This is a genomic window from Pseudomonas sp. FP603 (assembly GCF_030687415.1).
GTDB lineage: Bacteria > Pseudomonadota > Gammaproteobacteria > Pseudomonadales > Pseudomonadaceae > Aquipseudomonas > Aquipseudomonas wuhanensis.
On record NZ_CP117431.1, the window covers coordinates 2,660,543 to 2,677,174 of the forward strand.

15 protein-coding genes are annotated in these 16,632 nt (G+C 60.2%); 6 read left to right on the plus strand and 9 right to left on the minus strand.

Annotated elements, in window-relative coordinates; translation table 11 throughout:
• Positions 1-209 precede the first annotated feature (209 nt).
• Both PSH65_RS12375 and PSH65_RS12380 read right to left on the minus strand, forming a co-directional pair.
• The gene (locus PSH65_RS12375) at positions 210-1,967 is read right to left on the minus strand and encodes an L-lactate permease (RefSeq protein ID WP_305426980.1); all 1,758 of its coding nucleotides are present in this window, start codon (positions 1,965-1,967) and stop codon (positions 210-212) included.
• 101 nt (positions 1,968-2,068) lie between these two features.
• Positions 2,069-2,710: a TetR/AcrR family transcriptional regulator gene (locus PSH65_RS12380; protein ID WP_305426449.1), complete on the minus strand. Its 642-nt coding sequence runs from the start codon at positions 2,708-2,710 to the stop codon at positions 2,069-2,071.
• Positions 2,711-2,811: 101 nt separating this feature from the next.
• Between PSH65_RS12380 and PSH65_RS12385 the strand changes: the two genes are divergently transcribed.
• Positions 2,812-3,465 (plus strand): NAD(P)H-dependent oxidoreductase, encoded by a 654-nt coding sequence (locus tag PSH65_RS12385; protein WP_305426450.1) that lies wholly within the window; start codon positions 2,812-2,814, stop codon positions 3,463-3,465.
• 418 nt (positions 3,466-3,883) lie between these two features.
• On the opposite strand, the gene PSH65_RS12390 is transcribed toward PSH65_RS12385, so the two are convergent.
• Entirely contained in the window at positions 3,884-4,822 is a 939-nt protein-coding gene (locus tag PSH65_RS12390; protein ID WP_305426451.1) for a class I SAM-dependent methyltransferase, read from the minus strand.
• A 201-nt stretch (positions 4,823-5,023) separates the two neighbouring features.
• Here PSH65_RS12390 and PSH65_RS12395 point away from each other — a divergent pair, with 201 nt between their 5' ends.
• Entirely contained in the window at positions 5,024-5,431 is a 408-nt protein-coding gene (locus tag PSH65_RS12395) for a response regulator (RefSeq protein ID WP_305426452.1), read from the plus strand.
• A gap of 127 nt (positions 5,432-5,558) precedes the next feature.
• Positions 5,559-6,227 carry an HAD-IA family hydrolase gene (locus tag PSH65_RS12400; RefSeq protein WP_305426453.1) on the plus strand — a complete coding sequence of 223 codons (669 nt, stop codon included), beginning with the start codon at positions 5,559-5,561 and terminating at the stop codon, positions 6,225-6,227.
• Positions 6,228-6,353: 126 nt separating this feature from the next.
• On the opposite strand, the gene PSH65_RS12405 is transcribed toward PSH65_RS12400, so the two are convergent.
• Positions 6,354-7,013, minus strand: a complete 660-nt coding sequence (locus PSH65_RS12405; protein ID WP_305426454.1) for an isoprenylcysteine carboxylmethyltransferase family protein — start codon at positions 7,011-7,013, stop codon at positions 6,354-6,356.
• Between the two features lie 177 nt (positions 7,014-7,190).
• Here PSH65_RS12405 and PSH65_RS12410 point away from each other — a divergent pair, with 177 nt between their 5' ends.
• Positions 7,191-8,123, plus strand: coding sequence for a pyridoxal-phosphate dependent enzyme (locus PSH65_RS12410; RefSeq protein WP_305426455.1), 933 nt, complete (start codon positions 7,191-7,193; stop codon positions 8,121-8,123).
• A 64-nt stretch (positions 8,124-8,187) separates the two neighbouring features.
• On the opposite strand, the gene PSH65_RS12415 is transcribed toward PSH65_RS12410, so the two are convergent.
• The 3 genes from PSH65_RS12415 to PSH65_RS12425 all read right to left on the minus strand — a co-directional run bounded on the left by PSH65_RS12415 (position 8,188) and on the right by PSH65_RS12425 (position 11,957).
• Entirely contained in the window at positions 8,188-8,484 is a 297-nt protein-coding gene (locus tag PSH65_RS12415) for a DUF2388 domain-containing protein (RefSeq protein WP_305426456.1), read from the minus strand.
• 173 nt (positions 8,485-8,657) lie between these two features.
• A complete protein-coding gene (gene mgtA, locus PSH65_RS12420) occupies positions 8,658-11,378 on the minus strand; it encodes a magnesium-translocating P-type ATPase (protein WP_305426457.1) in 2,721 nt (906 codons plus the stop codon).
• 282 nt (positions 11,379-11,660) lie between these two features.
• A complete protein-coding gene (locus PSH65_RS12425) occupies positions 11,661-11,957 on the minus strand; it encodes a hypothetical protein (protein ID WP_305426458.1) in 297 nt (98 codons plus the stop codon).
• A gap of 453 nt (positions 11,958-12,410) precedes the next feature.
• Between PSH65_RS12425 and PSH65_RS12430 the strand changes: the two genes are divergently transcribed.
• Together PSH65_RS12430 and PSH65_RS12435 are read left to right on the plus strand one after the other, a co-directional pair.
• Positions 12,411-13,520: an NAD(P)/FAD-dependent oxidoreductase gene (locus PSH65_RS12430; RefSeq protein WP_305426459.1), complete on the plus strand. Its 1,110-nt coding sequence runs from the start codon at positions 12,411-12,413 to the stop codon at positions 13,518-13,520.
• Between the two features lie 147 nt (positions 13,521-13,667).
• A complete protein-coding gene (locus PSH65_RS12435) occupies positions 13,668-14,174 on the plus strand; it encodes a DinB family protein (RefSeq protein ID WP_305426460.1) in 507 nt (168 codons plus the stop codon).
• 159 nt (positions 14,175-14,333) lie between these two features.
• Here PSH65_RS12435 and PSH65_RS12440 read toward each other — a convergent pair whose 3' ends face one another.
• On the minus strand, positions 14,334-15,728 hold the full coding sequence (locus PSH65_RS12440; protein WP_305426461.1) for a HAMP domain-containing sensor histidine kinase: 1,395 nt from the start codon (positions 15,726-15,728) through the stop codon (positions 14,334-14,336).
• A complete protein-coding gene (locus PSH65_RS12445; RefSeq protein ID WP_052966859.1) occupies positions 15,706-16,389 on the minus strand; it encodes a response regulator transcription factor in 684 nt (227 codons plus the stop codon). The genes PSH65_RS12440 and PSH65_RS12445 overlap by 23 nt, the downstream gene beginning before the upstream one ends.
• Positions 16,390-16,632 lie beyond the last annotated feature (243 nt).

A 16,632-nucleotide genomic window follows, 5' to 3' on the forward strand; every position in this document is an offset into this window, starting at 1 on the left:
TCCTGCGTGAAAGGTTTGGGCCTGTCTGAAATAGCTGTTGCAGACGCTCTCCAGAAGAAACCAAAACCTGCAGAATCGAGCATCGTGAGCAATGAGCTGCTGAAAGCTTAGCCTACTGTTGCTATGCGCGAGTTTCGGCCGGATGTGAACGGAGTTGAACCATGGCTCGAGTTATGACTCCGGGCCATGGCCAACAGCGGTCGCCTCGGTTAATTCCCGCCCACCACCATATGGCTGAACGGCGCCACATACGCCTGCAACGTCACCAGCCCGCCGACCAGAATCGCCAGCACCACGGAGTGGAAAAACACGTAGCGCAGGATTTCCCCTTCATGGCCGTACCAGCGGGTGGCGGTGGACGCGACCACGATCGACTGGGCATCGACCATCTTGCCCATGACCCCGCCGGAACTGTTGGCCGCGGCCATCAATACCGGGCTCAGGCCCAATTGCTCGGCCGTTACCCGTTGCAAGCCACCGAACAGCACGTTGGACGCCGTGTCCGAGCCGGTCAGGGCAACGCCGAGCCAGCCGAGCAGCGTGCCGAACATCGGGTAGAAAATGCCCGTTGCGGCGAAGGCCAGGCCCATCGTGGCGTCCAGGCCCGAGTAGCGGGTCAGGAAACCCAGGGCAAGCATGGCCACAATGGTGATGAGCGAGTAGCGCACCACCCACAGCGTTCGCAGGTAATGGTGCAGCAGCTGCGGAATGGAATAGCCCATCAGCAGCCCGCCGAGGATCGCCGCCAGCAAGATGCCGCTGCCGGTGCTGGTGAACCAGTTGAACTTGTAGACCGCATCCTCGGTTTTAGCCACGGGCACTACGGGCGGAACCTTCTCGATCTGTTGGTGAATGGTGGTGAAGGTCAAGGTCGGGGCAAAGATCGGGTTCGCCTCGCGCATCGGCTTGCCTTGGGGATCGAGCTTGGCCGAGCTGGTTTGCGGATCTATCGCCGGGCGAGTATCGAACAGGTTCTTGAAGCTCTGGGTGCCCCAGGCGAAGACAAAGACCGTGAGGATGATCCACGGCATCCACGCGCGCATCACGGCGGGTTTGGCATCGCTGGTAAATATTTCGCTGGGTTGTTCGTCCGGGTCCGCGTCCACGCTGGAGGTGTCGGCCCGGCCTGACAAGGCGGCGGAGGTGTGCACAGTGGCCGGCTTCCAGACCCTGAGGAAACCGGTCAGGCAGGCCATGGAAATCAGCGCGGCGATTACATCCACCAGCATCGGCCCGTGGTAGTTGGACACGAGGAATTGCGGTATGGCGAAGCTGACCCCGGCGACCAGAATCGCCGGCCAGATTTCCAGCATCTTGCGCCAGCCGGCGAAGGCCCAGATCAGCCAGAACGGCACGATCACCGAGAAGAACGGTAGCTGCCGGCCGACCATCATCGACAGCTCCATTTCATCCAGCCCGGTCACTTTGGCCAAGGTGATGATGGGCGTGCCCAAGGCGCCGAACGCCACGGGCGCGGTATTGGCGATCAGTGCCAGGCCAGACGCGGCCAGGGGCGAAAAGCCCAGCCCGATCAGAATGGCCCCGGTCACCGCCACGGGGGTGCCGAAACCTGCGGCCCCTTCGAAGAAAGCACCAAAGCAGAAGGCAATCAGCAGCAGTTGCAGGCGTCGATCGTCGGTGATGCGCGCCAGGGAATCCTGCAGCACTTTGAACGAACCGTTCTCGGTGGTCAGCCGGTGCAGGAAGATGATGTTGAGCACGATCCAGCCGATCGGCAACAGACCGTTGGCGGCACCGTAAAGCGCGGCCGAGCCCGCCATGTTCGCGGGCATGCCGAAGGCGAAAATCGAAATCAGCAAGGCCGAGCCCAGGGCCAACAACGCCGCCAGATGCGCCTTGATGTGGAAAAACGCCAGGGAGACCAGCATCACCACCACCGGCACCGCCGCCATGATGGTTGATAGCATCGGGTTATCGAAAGGGTCGTAGATTTGCTGCCAGACCATGTTCCACCTCTGCTTTTTATTGTTGTAGCGCAGGCCCCCATGGGGGAAGGTGGCTTGTAGTATAGGTGGCATTACGCTGCTGTCCTGGCGGGGCCAGCCGTTCAGGTTTCGAGGCCGACCCCGAGGCGTGCGCTCCTTTCGACCATCGCCACGATCGTTGCGAAAAGTTCGTCTTGTGCCTGCACTGGTGTGATCTCTCCGATCGCGGCGGCATGGGACAGCGCCTCGGCTGCACCGATCATCGCCCGAAGACTCGCCGGAGCGATTTCACCCGTTCCGGCGAAGGGAAGGAGGGCGTTGCGGCACTTGTCCATGAAGATCGCTTCGTACTCGCGCTTGATCTTTTCCAGTTCGGGCGAGCTGGTCAACGCGGCGATCACGCCGGGTATCTCGCGGCCCTGAAGAAGGACGCAATCAACATAAGACGAGGCGATGACCATTGCCTTGCTGGCCAGGCTCGGTTCACTGGTTTGAAGCGCGGCGTCCATAAGCGCGGTCTGACGCGCGTCGAACTCCTGATAAAGCGCCGCCAGCAACCCGGGGCGGGTGGTGAAATGGTCGTAAACCACCGGTTTGGTAACCCCCGCCTGTTCGGCGAGCCGGCCCAGGGTCAAGGCTTCCGTGCCTTCTTCTCGAACCAGTTGCCAGGCGACATCCAGCAACTGGCGCTGGCGCTCTTCCCGCGACATCCGGCGACGCGGTGGCGGGCTGGAATCCTGCTCATGTGTTTCGGTGCTTGACATGCTTATGTACCAAAAGTAGTTTACTGATCGTAACTTACCAAGAGTATATAAGGCCCGCTTCTAGCCCTCAATCACTCATTCCGTAGCAGGGAGTTTCCGACATGCACGCGCTCATTGTTGTAGCTCACCATGATGTCCAGTCACTCACCCATAGCCTCGCCAGGCAGATCGCCGAAGGTGTCTCCGGGGCCAATCCCGACAACTCTTTCGAAATCGCGGACCTCTGGGCGCAAGGGTTCGATCCGAGGTTCGGCGCGGCCGATCTTGCCGTCCATCACCGAGAAGCCCCACCACCCGCCGATGTGGCCGCCGAGCAGGCGAGGATCGATCGTGCCGATGCGCTGGTGCTGGTCTATCCGGTTTATTGGTGGTCGATGCCGGCGCTGCTCAAAGGCTGGATCGATCGGGTGTTCGCCAATGGCTGGGCGTTCGATTTCAGTGCGGATGCCAAGTTGGAGAAGAAGCTTCGCCATCTGCGGGTTCACCTTGTGGGTGTCGGCGGCGCCGACGCGGGAACCTATGCGCGCCACGGTTATGCCGACGCCATGAAGACGCAGATCGACCATGGGATCTTCGATTATTGCGGTGCCAGCGTAGTGACGTCCGAGCTGCTGCTCGACTCGGAAATCCAGGCGCCGACGGTTCATCTGGAGGCTGCGCGGCTGATTGGTCGTGTTCTTTTCGGTGCATCCAGGCGCAGCGATGCGGCTCAGGATATTCACCATTGCCGACCGGTCAGTGCCGATGCTTTTTGAAAGACAAAAAAAGAGCCTCGAAGCTCTTTGATGGGGAGGAAGTAGAGCCAGAGGCTCAAGATGCGCATGAAACAAGTGGTGAGCTTATTGGGGTTCAGTTCACTCACCACCTACGCAGCGGCTTAAACCTCCAACCGCTACGTATCACCATCCTAAGAAGCCGGGGGCTGGCACTCAAGTACCATTAGTCTAATCCCCCCGGCCAACCGGCCGATCCAATGTGGCGAGGGAGCTTGCTCCCGCTGGGACATCGGCGTCTGTTTTGCGACTGCTTCGCAGCCGAGCGGGAGCAAGCTCCCTCGCCACAGGGTGATGTCTTTTCTAGAGACCTTGACCGACCGACATTGGGCTTATTGACCGTTTTCCACAGTGCTCCAGACGCGAGTGCGTACGCGCTTGGTGAGGTTCAAGACGGTATCTACCCCTGTCTGAACACCAACGCCTTCAACCCGCACTCAACATCGGCATCGGGAAACTCCGGCGGATTCTCCAGCCGCTGCTCAAACCGCAGGCTCGGCGCTTCGCGGGTGACGCCATCAATAAGAAAGTCCGCACCGAACGCCGGATCGTTCATACAAGCCAGTACCGTGCCCTGAGGGCTGAGCAATTCCGGCAGGCGGCGCAGCACGCGCTGGTAATCCTTGGTCAGCAGAAAACTGCCTTTCTGAAAGGACGGCGGGTCGATAATCACCAGGTCGTATGGACCCTTGCCGATCACCTTGCCCCAGGACTTGAACAGGTCATGGCCGAGAAAACTCACCTTGCTCAGGTCATGGCCGTTGAGCCGGTGATTGTCGCGGCCACGGCTCAGGGCCGGGCTGGACATGTCCAGATTGACCACATGCAACGCGCCCCCCTCGATGGCCGCTACCGAGAAGCCGCAGGTATAGGCGAACAGATTCAACACGCGTTTGCCCTGAGCATTGGCCCGCACCCAGTCGCGGCCGAAGCGCATGTCGAGGAACAGGCCGGTGTTCTGTTTGCGGCCCAGGTCCACGCGATAATGCAGGCCGCCCTCGGTGATCGTCATCTCGTCGATCGGCTCCCCGAGCAGCCATTCGGTGGTGCTTTGCAGCAGATAGCGATGTTGCAGCAGCAAGGTGTGCGCGCCGGATTGTTTCCACGCTGGCGCCTGAGTGATCTCCATCAGCAACCGCTTCAAATCCTCCAGTTGCGCAGGGGCTGGCTCCTTGAACAGCGAGACCAGCACCACGCCCTGCAGCCAGTCGACGGTCAACTGCTCCAGCCCCGGCCAGCAGCGGCCACGGCCGTGGAACAGCCGACGGGTTTCTGCGGGCGCAGCCGCAAGCGCTGTCAGCAAATGGTCGTGGAGGACGGAGAGGGCATCTGGGTTCATCGGGCAAAGTCGGCCGTGCAGGGGGGGGCGGCATTTTAACCACAATTATGCGCTGACAAACGGTCGTATTTGTCAGCCTGGACGGAGAATGTTCACGTCAGGTGTATCAAAAATGAATTTCCGCGAAGTCCGCTGCTCATACCTGTAGGTGGCGGATTTGAGCCTGCGAAACCATTTACGCAATCAGGGAGTGACACAGTCATGAGTCCAGTATCGACGGCGGGCGCGCACTTGTCTGGCGGTTTGATTCTTGTGGTTGAGGACGACCCGTTGATCCTGGAGTTTCTGTGCGAAATTCTTCAGGAGGAAGGCTTTGCGGTTGAACCACAGGTCAGCGCGGACGCCGCGTCGCAGTTTCTGGAGCAGCACGCGCCGGAGGTGGGGCTTTTGCTGACGGACATCACCATGCCGGGCAAACTCAATGGCGCGGACCTGGCCAATCAGTTCGGCGACCGTTGGCCGGACAAACCGATCATGATCATGTCTGGCTTCGAAACCCCGAAAAGTTCCGGGGTCAAACATCCGGTTTCGTTCATCAGGAAACCTTGGGCGGTGGGGCAGTTGCTCGATTGTGTGCAAAGCGCCTTGCATCCAAGCCGGCCCCTGTAGGCGCTGCCGCAGGCTGCGATCTTTTGATTTTGCTTTAATTTCAAAGCGAAGATCACAGCCTGCGGCAGCGCCTGCGCGGGTGATGTACATTGCCTGACAACATTCGCCTGGTTCTGGAAATCGTCCTTTGTCCGTTCAAGCCTCCGTGTTCAACACGTCGTACCGCGCCTTTCTGTTCGATATGGACGGAACTGTCCTCAATTCCATCGCTGCCGCCGAGCGGATCTGGACCACCTGGGCCCTGCGCCACGGCGTCGATGTCGAGACCTTCCTGCCGACCATCCACGGCGTTCGCGCCATCGACACTATCACTCGTCTGGCCTTGCCCGGGGTGGACGCCGAGGCTGAAGCCGGGTGGATCACCGAGGCGGAAATCGAGGATGTGGAAGGGATTGTCGAGGTGGCCGGCGCGGCGGGTTTCCTCAAGTCGCTGCCCGCCAATCAATGGGCCATTGTCACCTCCGCACCACGGGCGCTGGCCCTGCGCCGAATGGCGGCGGCAGGCATTCCCGAACCTGGGGTGATGGTCACCGCCGAAGACGTCAGCGCCGGCAAACCCGACCCTGCGGGCTATCGGTTGGCCGCTCGTCGGTTAGGGGTCGAGCCTACCGAGTGCCTGATCTTTGAAGATGCCGCCGTGGGGATTCGTGCGGGCGAAGCGGCGGGTGCCCACGTGATGGTCATCACCGCGACCCATGTTCATCCGCTCCAGACTCCGCATGCGACCCTGGCCAGCTACGACTTGGTCGAGGCCCGTGCGGACGCCGATGACCGAATCTGCCTGTATTCTTTCTGATCGACCGCGTCCCCTGTGGGAGCGGGGCTTGCCCGCGATGGCGTCGGCACAGACAACATAAATCCCTTGGCAGACCGTAGGGGCCCCATCGCGAGCAAGCTCGGCTCCCACAATGATTGATGTGAGTCAGTAAACCCCAGGAATCAACCGCCAAGTCCTGCTGCAATAGGCCTCGTATTCACTGCCAAATTGCGCATGTAACAGCGCTTCCTCGGAGCGAATGCGGGCGATCAACGGTATCAACATCAGCGCCACCAGCAGCAACCCGACACCCGAACGAAAGGCCAGCGCCCAGCCCACGCCATTGATCAGCAGTCCCAGGTAACTGGGGTTGCGCAAGGTCCGATAAATCCCGTCAGTAACCAGACGGTGCCCCGGCTGAATCGCCACCAGGCCGCTGAAGCGTTTACCTAGCACAAACACCGGCCACATCCGCAGTGCGCCGCCGCCAATGAACAACAACGCGCCCAGCCAACGCACGCCCTCGCCACCGAAGGTCCAGAAGTCAATCCGGTCGGTATAGGCTGGCAGATACCCACTCAACAACCCGAGCACCCCGAAAACCGGCAGCACCCAGCGATTCGCCCGGTCTTCACGTTCACCGGAGCTCAGGTTGCCCTCGCTGAACAACGACACGATCGCCATCACCAGGGTTGCCAGCGCAATGACCACCAGCGGCAGGTGCGAGAAAAAAGCTGCCAACCCGCCCAGCCCGAACACCGCGAGCGCGAGGTAGGCAAGGGTACTCACGAGGGTGAAAAAAACGAGTTTGGCCGAGATTTTCATGACTGACTTCGCAAAGGACATAAAACCAGTGTAGGAGATGCCGCAGAGCATCGTGTCATGGCCGGGGCGGTAGCCGTGGGGCTGAGTGAACTAAGCTTTGGATAGGGATGATTCTATCTATTCACTCCCGGGTCGCTGAATATCTCGACGAGCCGGGAGCGCCACAAGGAGCACACGATGCTTCACATCAGAACGCCCCTGATTCTGCACCCTGGCCTGTCAACCCCAGACCGGCGGATCTGGCTCAAGCTGGAAAACCTGCAACCCAGCGGCTCGTTCAAACTGCGCGGCATGGGCCTGCTGTGCAGTCAGGCAGCGGAGCAGGGCAAGCGCAAAGTGGTCTGTCCTTCCGGGGGAAACGCCGGGTTGGCCACCGCCGTGGCCGCTGCCAGCCTTGGGCTGAAAGCCTGCATCGTGGTGCCGAACACTACCCCGGAAACCACCCGCGCCAGGATCAGGAAAACCGGTGCCGAGGTGATCGTCCACGGCAAGGTCTGGGACGAAGCCAATCAACGAGCGAAAGAGCTCGCAAAGGGGGTGGACACCGAATACGTGCCAGCCTTCGATCATCCGGTGTTGTGGGAAGGGCACAGCACGATGGTCGATGAAATCCTCGAGGACTGTCCTCAGGTCGATGTGTTGGTGACGTCGGTGGGCGGCGGAGGTTTGCTGGCGGGCCTGCTCACTGGATTGATCCGTCATCAGCGCATGGATTGTCGAATCGTTGCTTGCGAAACCCAGGGCGCAGCGTCTTTCGCGGCCGCCGTGAGTGCCGGCCATCCGGTCAGATTGCCGCGTATTGATACCGTCGCCACGTCACTTGGCGCTGCGCAAGTGGCGGCCTGGCCGGTGCAGCACATCCTCGACTTTGCGCACGAGTGCGTGGTGCTCAGCGATGATGAGGCGATCATGGGCGTGGTCCGTTACGCCAACGATCTGCGTCAGTTGGTCGAACCGGCGTGCGGCGTTTCATTGGCGGTGGCGTACCTGGACCATCCAGCGATTGCCGAGGCCCATGACGTGGTGATTGTGGTGTGCGGCGGTGTCAGCATCAGCGCGCAATTGGTCGCCGGTTGGTCGCGCTTGTCCGCTGGAGTGCAAGCAACCTAGGGCCCGAACACTATCCGGTGTTGCGGGCCCACGGCTGACTTTTACAGGTTTCAGCGACGGGAGCTTATTGAGCGAGGATTGCTTTGGCCAGGTCCTCGTCGCTTGCCTTGAGGTCAGGATGATTTTGTCGAATTTCCTGCAACACCGACTCCAGGTAAACGCCGCGAATCGTACCGCCACTTGCCACGAAGCTAGAGGCATCATCCCGTGCGGGAATCATGATTTTGTCATCCTTGAACGTCGAGTACAGCGATGCGGAGACCCCGGCCGAGGTGGCGACATCTTTTGCATCTACATCGGCCATGGCCGAACCAACGGGCAAGCAAAGCACTAGTGAAGATATGAGCAACAGACGGCGCATGACGGCGTCCTCCGAAAGCGTAAAGGAAGTAACACATAATTTAGGATGCCTGACGGTGCTCAGGAGTTCCCTGCCGATTCGAGATATGCACAGCCGACCCGTTGCGGGCTCCCACAGGAATTGCGGTGTTCAATCCATTAGGACTTGCCCACTCACCATAGGTGTTCAGGCCATCAGAACCATTGCTTGAAGCGACGGATGTAGAGGGTTTTCATGATCTGCGCGAACACGCAGTAGCTGAGCAAGGTGCCGACCAGCCATGGGAAGTACGCCCAGGGCAGCGGTTGCAGACCGACCAGCGTGCCCAGTGGCGAGAACGGAATGTAGATGCCCAGCACCATCACCAGCCCGGTCATCAGGATCACCGGCAACGCCGCAGTGCTCTGGAAAAACGGGATTTTCTGCGTGCGCAGCATGTGCACCACGAGGGTCTGGGACAGCAGCCCTTCAATGAACCAGCCGGATTGGAACAGGCCCTGCATCTCCACGCTGTTGGCGGCGAACACGTACCACATCACCGCGAAGGTGGTTATATCGAAGACCGACGAGGTCGGCCCGATCCACAGCATGAAACGGCCGATGTTCTTCGCATCCCACTTGCGGGGCTTGCGCAGGAATTCCTTGTCCATCTTGTCCCACGGCAGCGCCAGCTGAGAGACGTCGTACATGAGGTTTTGCAGCAGCAGGTGGATCGACAGCATCGGCAGGAACGGAATGAATGCACTGGCCACCAGTACCGAGAACACGTTGCCGAAGTTGGAGCTGGCGGTCATGTTCAGGTACTTCATGATATTGCCGAAGGTTTCGCGGCCCTTGAGCACGCCTTCTTCGAGCACCATCAGGCTCTTTTCCAGAAGGATGATGTCGGCCGATTCCTTGGCGATGTCGGTGCCGCTGTCCACCGAAATACCGACGTCGGCATCGCGCAGGGCAGGGGCATCGTTGATGCCGTCACCGAGGAAGCCCACGGTGTGACCGTTGGCCTGCAACGCCTTGAGCACCCGGGATTTCTGCAGCGGGGTGAGCTTGGCGAACACCGTGCGTTCCTCGACCTGCGCCTTGAGGGTGGCATCGTCCATCTTCTCGATGTCTTGGCCGAGCAACGGCGTACCGGGTTCCAGACCGACTTCGCGGCAGATCTTGCAGGTCACCACGGCGTTGTCGCCGGTCAGTACTTTGACAGTCACGCCCATATCACGCAGTGCGGCAATCGCCGGGCTGGCGGTTTCCTTCGGTGGATCGAGGAAGGTCAGGAAGCCGCGAATCACCAATTCGCGTTCGTCACTGGTTGCGTACTGGTTTTTCGTCTGTGCCTTCGGGATCTCGCGGGTGGCGACCAACAGCACCCGGAAGCCGTCCTCGTTGTACTCGTTGGCCAGGGCCAGCAGGTCTTTGCGGCGCTGTTCATCGAGCGCGACGACTGCGCCGTTTTCATGGAGGTGGCTGGCGATGGTCAGCATTTCCTCGACCGCGCCTTTGCACACCATCAGGTGATCGTCGCGGGTGTCTTTGACGATGATCGACAGGCGCCGACGCACGAAGTCGAACGGCAGTTCATCGACCTTGCTGTAGGCGAACGGCACGCGGAATGTCGCGTTGCGATTGGCGAACTGCACCACGGCCTGGTCCATCAGGTTTTTCAGGCCGCTCTGGTGATGGCTGTTGAGCCAGGCCAGTTCCAGCAGCGAATCGTCGCGCTGGCCATTGATGTCGACATGGTGCTCAAGAATGATCTTGTCCTGGGTCAGGGTGCCGGTCTTGTCGGTGCACAGTACGTCCATCGAACCGAAGTTCTGGATCGCATTAAGGCGCTTGACCACCACTTTGCGCTTGGCCATGGCCATGGCGCCTTTGGCCAGGTTGGCGCTGACGATCATCGGCAGCATTTCCGGAGTCAGGCCGACCGCCACCGCCAGTGCAAACAGGAACGCATCGCTCCAGTCACCTTTGGAGAAACCGTTGAGCAGGAACACGATCGGCACCATGACCAGCATGAAACGGATCAGCAACCAGCTGACGCTGTTCACCCCGCGGTCGAACGCGGTTTGCACCCGTGAGCCGACAATGGCTTTGGCCAGTGAGCCGAAGTAGGTGCGCGAACCGGTCGCGACCACCACCGCCTTGGCAGTGCCGCTGACCACGTTGGTGCCCATGAAGCATATGTTTTGCAGGTCGAGCAGGTTGGATTGATCGGCTGCGCTGCCGGTCGCTGACTTCTGCGCCACATCCCCAAGCGTGTCGTACTTCTCGACGGGCAAGGCTTCGCCGGTCAGTACGGCCTGACTGATGAACAGGTCGCGGGATTCGATCAGGCGGATGTCCGCCGGGATCATGTCGCCAGCGCTGAGCTGCACGATGTCGCCGGCCACCAGTTCGCGCATGGGTACTTCGCGAAGCATCGGCGGGCGGCCCTTTTGTGGGCGACGCAGAACAGTGGCAGTGGTGCGCACCATGGCCTTGAGGGTTTCGGCGGACTTGGCCGAGCGGTATTCCTGCCAGAACCGCAGCAGGCTGCTCAGGCTGACCATGGTCATGATGATAATGACCTTGGTCAGGTCGGCGTCGTCGCCTTCACCCTGGCTGACCGGCAGCCAGTAGTCGGTGAAGAAGCTGATACCGGCCAAGGTCAGCAGCACGTAGATGAAGGGGTTGTTCAGGGCTTTGAGCAGTTGAACGATGGCGTGAGGCGGCTTGTCGTGGGCGACTTCGTTGTGGCCTCCGCGCGCCAGACGGCCTTCGGCTTCGAGTTCGGTCAAACCGTCAGCGGTGGCGTTGAGGTTGGAGAGGGTTACGGCCAGGCCGTTTTGCGCTTCCCGGGCGGCACGCATCGACAGCTTGGCGTTGTCGCTGGAGGCGCCGCGGGTGGTTTTTTTTGCGGTTTTTACAAGGGTCATTGCTGTGCTCCTGCCGCAGTCTTGCGGCACGACACACAGGTACTCAGCTAATCAAAGACGAGCGCACGTATGTCGAGCCGCAAATAAGCGATCGAGTCGGAAGATTGTGTTTTGATGTTTTAACGTTCGCTGTCCATCAACTAACACGTGACAGGCAGCGAACCGACTACTGGCGTCGTCCATAACTAACTCCAATAAAATTTGTTTTTAACAGGCAGCAGGAAGTTGTCGGATTTCGTTTTAAGTAAACCGTTCAGGAAGGACTTTGAAAGTGCCTTCAAATCAATTGAGAGTGCGTGCCCCGATGTACAGGCCGAGCATCAGGCTCGCCTGCTGGAAGAGGCGCGCGATGCGCCGACTCGGTGGGTCCTGGCTTTCGTCGAAGCTCCAGCGTTGCTGAAGCCGGCCCGTCGTCGGGCAGACGCGCCAGTTGGCATGAGGTTGTGCCTTGGTGTGGACAGAAGGGGCGGAAAACGGGGCGCTGAGCCGAGTCTTCAATAGACGCTCACGGCAAAGCTTGACCCGCATGGTCGATGCAAAGGCGCGTACGCCTGGCATTACAGTGGTTTTGAAGTTCATAACATGCCCCTGGGCCGGACTGATTCCGGTGAGGCAAGTTACGGTGGAGCCTCAGGCTCTAGCGCAGCTCACCCGACCGAAAAGTCGAGTCCCGTCATTGTCTGGGTTATGTGCCAGATTCTGCATATCTGCAGTCATCCGACAGCGACTAGATACTGTGTCCATTGGATTCTTTTATAAGTTGATAAAAGGCCGTTGTTACCGGCCCGGGCAATTTACTGAGCGAGGTGGGTGAAGTCAATCGTAAAAGTGCACTTAATGGCCGGTTAAACGGGGTTCGGTTATTAAAGTGTGTAGTGGTTCAGCTAATTGACAGTTAGTTGTCGTTTTGATGACCGTTGGATGGAACGGACCCTATGTAACTCGTGACGGGATCTTCGTGGTCATGCTGGCGATAATCTCCAGCGTGGCCGATTATCGGAGCGAGGGCTGGCTTGAATGCGTGGAGGGCAGGTGAGCGTCGACATTGAATGCGTGGTGGTCGGGGCCGGTGTGGTCGGGCTGGCGGTGGCCAGGGCCCTGGCGCGGACCGGGCGAGAAGTGATTCTGGTCGAGGCGGACGAGGGGATTGGCGTGGGCATCAGCTCGCGCAACTCGCAAGTGATCCACGCCGGCATCTATTACCCGAACGGCAGTCTCAAGGCGCAATTGTGCGTGGAAGGCAGGCAACGGCTGTATGCCTTCTGCGATGAGCGCGGCGTCGATTACCAGCGTCTCGGCAAGCTGATCGTGGCCACCGATGACCACCAGCGCCATGCCTTGCAGGCATTGCTGGAGCAGGGCCGGCGCAACGGCGTCGATGACCTGCAATGGCTGGATGCCGGGCAGGCGCGGGCGCTTGAGCCGGCGTTGTCCTGCGTTGCCGCGCTTTGGTCGCCGTCCACTGGCATCGTCGATTCCCATGCCCTGATGCTGGCGCTCCAGGCAGATGCTGAAGCGTGCGGTACGTCGATAGCCTTTCACACGCCATTGGAATCGGCCCGTTGCACCGGGCACGGTTTCGAGCTGCACATGGGCGGCGCTCAGCCGATGACGTTGAGCTGTCGTCAGTTGATTAACTGCGCGGGATTGTCCGCGCCTGAAGTGGCGAGCCGGATCGAAGGTTTGCCGGCGCAGCACGTGCCCAAGGCCTGGCTGTGCAAGGGCAGTTACTTCAGTTTCAGTGGCCGGGCGCCGTTCCGGCATCTGGTTTACCCGGCACCGGAAAGCGCCGGGCTGGGCGTGCACATGACCCTGGATTTGGGCGGTCAGGCGCGTTTCGGGCCGGATGTCGAATGGGTCGAGCAAGTCGATTACCGCGTCGATCCCCGCCGTAGCGACAGTTTCTATCAGGCGATCCGGCGTTACTGGCCGGCGTTGCCCGATGACAGCCTGCAACCGGCGTACAGCGGCATTCGCCCGAAAATCAGCGGGCCGAACGATCCGGCCGTCGACTTCGTCATCAGCGGTCCGGATGTGCATGGTGTGCCGGGGTTGGTCAACCTGTTCGGCATCGAATCTCCGGGGCTGACCAGTTGCCTGGCACTGGCCGAGCGGGTGGTGCAACGTCTGATCTTGGTTTAATTCGCGACGAGATCCTGTGTTCGCTATAGGTTTAATGTGGGAGCGGCTACAAGATCGCGTACGGCGTGACCGATGATCAGCGTTTACGATGCTGCCAGCCGCGAGGGCTATTCTTGGCAATGCGCCCATCTTCATGGGAGACCTCAGATGATCAACGTACGCACTGCCCGCATGCTCGCCGATTACAGGCGCTGGGCCGATCAGCGACTCTTCGACAGCCTCATGGCGCTGCCACCGGAAGAGCTCAACCGCAAACGGGTGTCGGTGTTCAGCAACATCATCGGCACCTTGAACCATATCTACGTGGTGGACTGCATTTGGCAAGCCCACCTGGAGGGCCGAGGGCACGACTTCAAAACCTCCCATAACCTGCTCCATACCGAACTCCCCGAGCTGCGAATGGCGCAACAGGAGATCGATCAATGGTTCTGTGGATGGAGCTCGGCCCAGACCGACGAGTCGCTGGATCAACCCATCGAATTCACCTCCGTCGCGGGGGAAAGCGGGGTCATGAGTGCCGGCGCGATGCTGTTGCATGTGGTCAACCACGCCAGTTATCACCGAGGCTGGGTGGTCCAGATGTACGTCGAGATTCCGGCCCTGCCGCCGATCACTGATCTGCCGGTGTTTCTGCGCGAGGTTCCTGGGTACTGAGTCGAGCCCCGCCAACTTCCCGGCCCAAACAAATCTCCTGTGGGAGCGGGCTTGCCCGCGATAGCGGAGTATCAGGCGACATATTTTTCTCTGTCAGGCCGCCATCGCGGGCAAGCCCGCTCCCACATCTATGGTTATGTGTCAGTTCAGGTATTTGGGTCAGGCCTGAGGGATCAAGCTCTGCCGGCAATCGAGTACCAACAACGCGCCACCCAACTCGCTACTGCCCACTTCCAGCGTAAACCCATGCAGGCTGACAATCGCTGCGACGATCGACAACCCCAGCCCGAATCCGCTTTGCGGGTTTGCGCCCTCGGCGCGATAGAAACGCTGAAATACCGCCTCACGTTCGGCCAGCGCGATGCCGGGGCCGGAGTCGAGTACTTCAATCCGCGTATGCCCAGCGTCATTCACCCCACGCAAAATCACCTTGCCACCCGGCGGTGTGAACTTGATCGAGTTGCTCAGTAAATTCGCCACGGCTTCGAACAGCAGCGCCCGGTCGCCGTTGAGTCGGGGCAGGGACTCGGGCAGTTGCAGTTCAAAGGTCAGCTCGCCTTCTTCGGCCAGCGGCAGATAAAAATCATGCAGTTCTTGCAGCAACGGCATCGGGTCCAGTTGCACGAAACCCGAACGGCGCTGGCGATCCTCCAGCTCGGAAATCCGTAGCAAGCCACGAAAGCGTGCCATCAAGGTATCGGCCTCGCCGAGCACCGAATCCAGTTGCACGGCCAGCGTCGAACCGTCATCGGCCTGCTGCTGAATCCGGTACAGCTGCGCCCGCAGGCGCGTCAGTGGTGTGCGCAGGTCATGGGCGATGTTGTCGCACACGCCCTTGACCTCGTTCATCAAGCGCTCGATGCGTTCGAGCATGGCGTTGACGATGGCGGCGAGCATGTCCAGCTCGTCACGGCGGTTGGACAGCGGCAGACGCCGGGTCAGGTCACCGGCGACGATGGCTTCGGCGCTGGCCTGGATCGCCCGGATCCGTCGCAGCGGGCGCCGTCTCAATAAATGCCAGCCGGCGATGCCGGGCAGAATGGTCAGCGACACGCCCCACAGCAGCGCGCGCAGGATGATCCGGGTCACCGCAAACAGCGAACCGTTGTCCCGCACCAGTATCAGCCAACGTCCGTCCAGGGTCCGGGTCGCTACGGCATCGCAACTGTCGGTGGGCAGGGTCGGGTCGTCGGCGTCGACGCAGTCGCTGAGGATGTGAATCTTGCCGTCCAGCGGCAGGCCTTGAGGGATCTGGCGCAAGGGGCCGCTGAGGTAGCGCTGCTGGTCATCGAACAGGCCATAGGCATCGATGCCGCGAATGTCGAAGGTCACGCTGGCGGCGAGGGCGTCCTCCAGTTGCTCGCCCTGGAAGCGAGAAAACAGATGCTGACGTTGCATCAACGAATGCTTGGCCAGGGTGTCCAGGTAGCTGGACACCTCGTAGTACATGACGCCCATGAGAATCCCGCTCCAGGCCACGAACAGCGAACTGTAGAGCGCCAGCAAGCGGCTGCTGGAGGAGCGCCAGCCTTTAGAGGGGTTCAGCAATGACATAACCCGAGCCTCGCACCGTCCGAATCAGTGGGACTTTGCCTGGCGGGTCGATCTTTTTGCGCAGACGGCCGATGTGCACGTCGATCAGGTTGGTGCCAGGGTCGAAGTGATAACCCCAGACCTCTTCGAAAATCATCATCCGCGACAGAATCTGCCCGGTGTTGCGCATCAGAAATTCCAGCAACTTGTACTCGGTGGGCAACAGCGTCAGCAACTGGCTGTCGCGGCTGGCCTCGTGGCTGATCAGGTTCAGCTCCAGATCGGCCACACGCAATGTGGTGGCCTGGGCGGTCACGGTGTTTTGCCGGCGCAGCAAGACTTCGACCCGGGCGGCCATTTCATCGGTGGCGAACGGTTTGGTCAGGTAATCGTCGCCGCCAGCGCGCAAGCCGCGAACCCGTTCATCGACATCGGAGAGGGCGCTGATCATCAGGATCGGCGTGGCCACGCCCATGGTGCGCAGGGTGGTGACAATCGCCAGACCATCGAGCTCCGGCAGCATGCGGTCGAGGGTGATCAGGTCGTAGTCGCCGCTGACTGCACGCTCCAGGCCTTCACGGCCATTGTCGACCCAATCCACGTCGAGGCCGTGGCTACTCAGTTCGGCGACGATTTCCCGGGCGGTCACAGCGTCGTCTTCGATGGTCAAGATGCGGGTCATAGGGCTTGCCTGATTAGGTGTTCAAGACGTTGCGAGGCATTTTGCCAAGAAATGATCGATGGTTTTCTAAATAAAACTTCATGCAGGCACCATTTTGATCAATGCATAAAACCCGCCGATATGGCCGGCGTCTTGCAAACTGCATGACCCTGAGAAGTTCATTGGTTTCAACTAATTGAATTAGAACGATTTATTTGAGTGGGGCGTCTGGCACGTTGACTGCACTTGCTCGTTTGACGAGTT

Bases quoted from the DNA above. Each gene is read 5' to 3' on its own strand.
- PSH65_RS12385 (WP_305426450.1), top strand. From the start codon at position 2,812: ATGCACGCGCTCATTGTTGTAGCTCACCATGATGTCCAGTCACTCACC.
- PSH65_RS12440 (WP_305426461.1), bottom strand. From the start codon at position 15,728: ATGTCATTGCTGAACCCCTCTAAAGGCTGGCGCTCCTCCAGCAGCCGC.
- PSH65_RS12425 (WP_305426458.1), bottom strand. From the start codon at position 11,957: ATGAACTTCAAAACCACTGTAATGCCAGGCGTACGCGCCTTTGCATCG.
- PSH65_RS12415 (WP_305426456.1), bottom strand. From the start codon at position 8,484: ATGCGCCGTCTGTTGCTCATATCTTCACTAGTGCTTTGCTTGCCCGTT.
- PSH65_RS12380 (WP_305426449.1), bottom strand. From the start codon at position 2,710: ATGTCAAGCACCGAAACACATGAGCAGGATTCCAGCCCGCCACCGCGT.
- PSH65_RS12405 (WP_305426454.1), bottom strand. From the start codon at position 7,013: ATGAAAATCTCGGCCAAACTCGTTTTTTTCACCCTCGTGAGTACCCTT.
- PSH65_RS12410 (WP_305426455.1), top strand. From the start codon at position 7,191: ATGCTTCACATCAGAACGCCCCTGATTCTGCACCCTGGCCTGTCAACC.
- mgtA (WP_305426457.1), bottom strand. From the start codon at position 11,378: ATGACCCTTGTAAAAACCGCAAAAAAAACCACCCGCGGCGCCTCCAGC.
- PSH65_RS12395 (WP_305426452.1), top strand. From the start codon at position 5,024: ATGAGTCCAGTATCGACGGCGGGCGCGCACTTGTCTGGCGGTTTGATT.
- PSH65_RS12375 (WP_305426980.1), bottom strand. From the start codon at position 1,967: ATGGTCTGGCAGCAAATCTACGACCCTTTCGATAACCCGATGCTATCA.
- PSH65_RS12445 (WP_052966859.1), bottom strand. From the start codon at position 16,389: ATGACCCGCATCTTGACCATCGAAGACGACGCTGTGACCGCCCGGGAA.
- PSH65_RS12435 (WP_305426460.1), top strand. From the start codon at position 13,668: ATGATCAACGTACGCACTGCCCGCATGCTCGCCGATTACAGGCGCTGG.
- PSH65_RS12390 (WP_305426451.1), bottom strand. From the start codon at position 4,822: ATGAACCCAGATGCCCTCTCCGTCCTCCACGACCATTTGCTGACAGCG.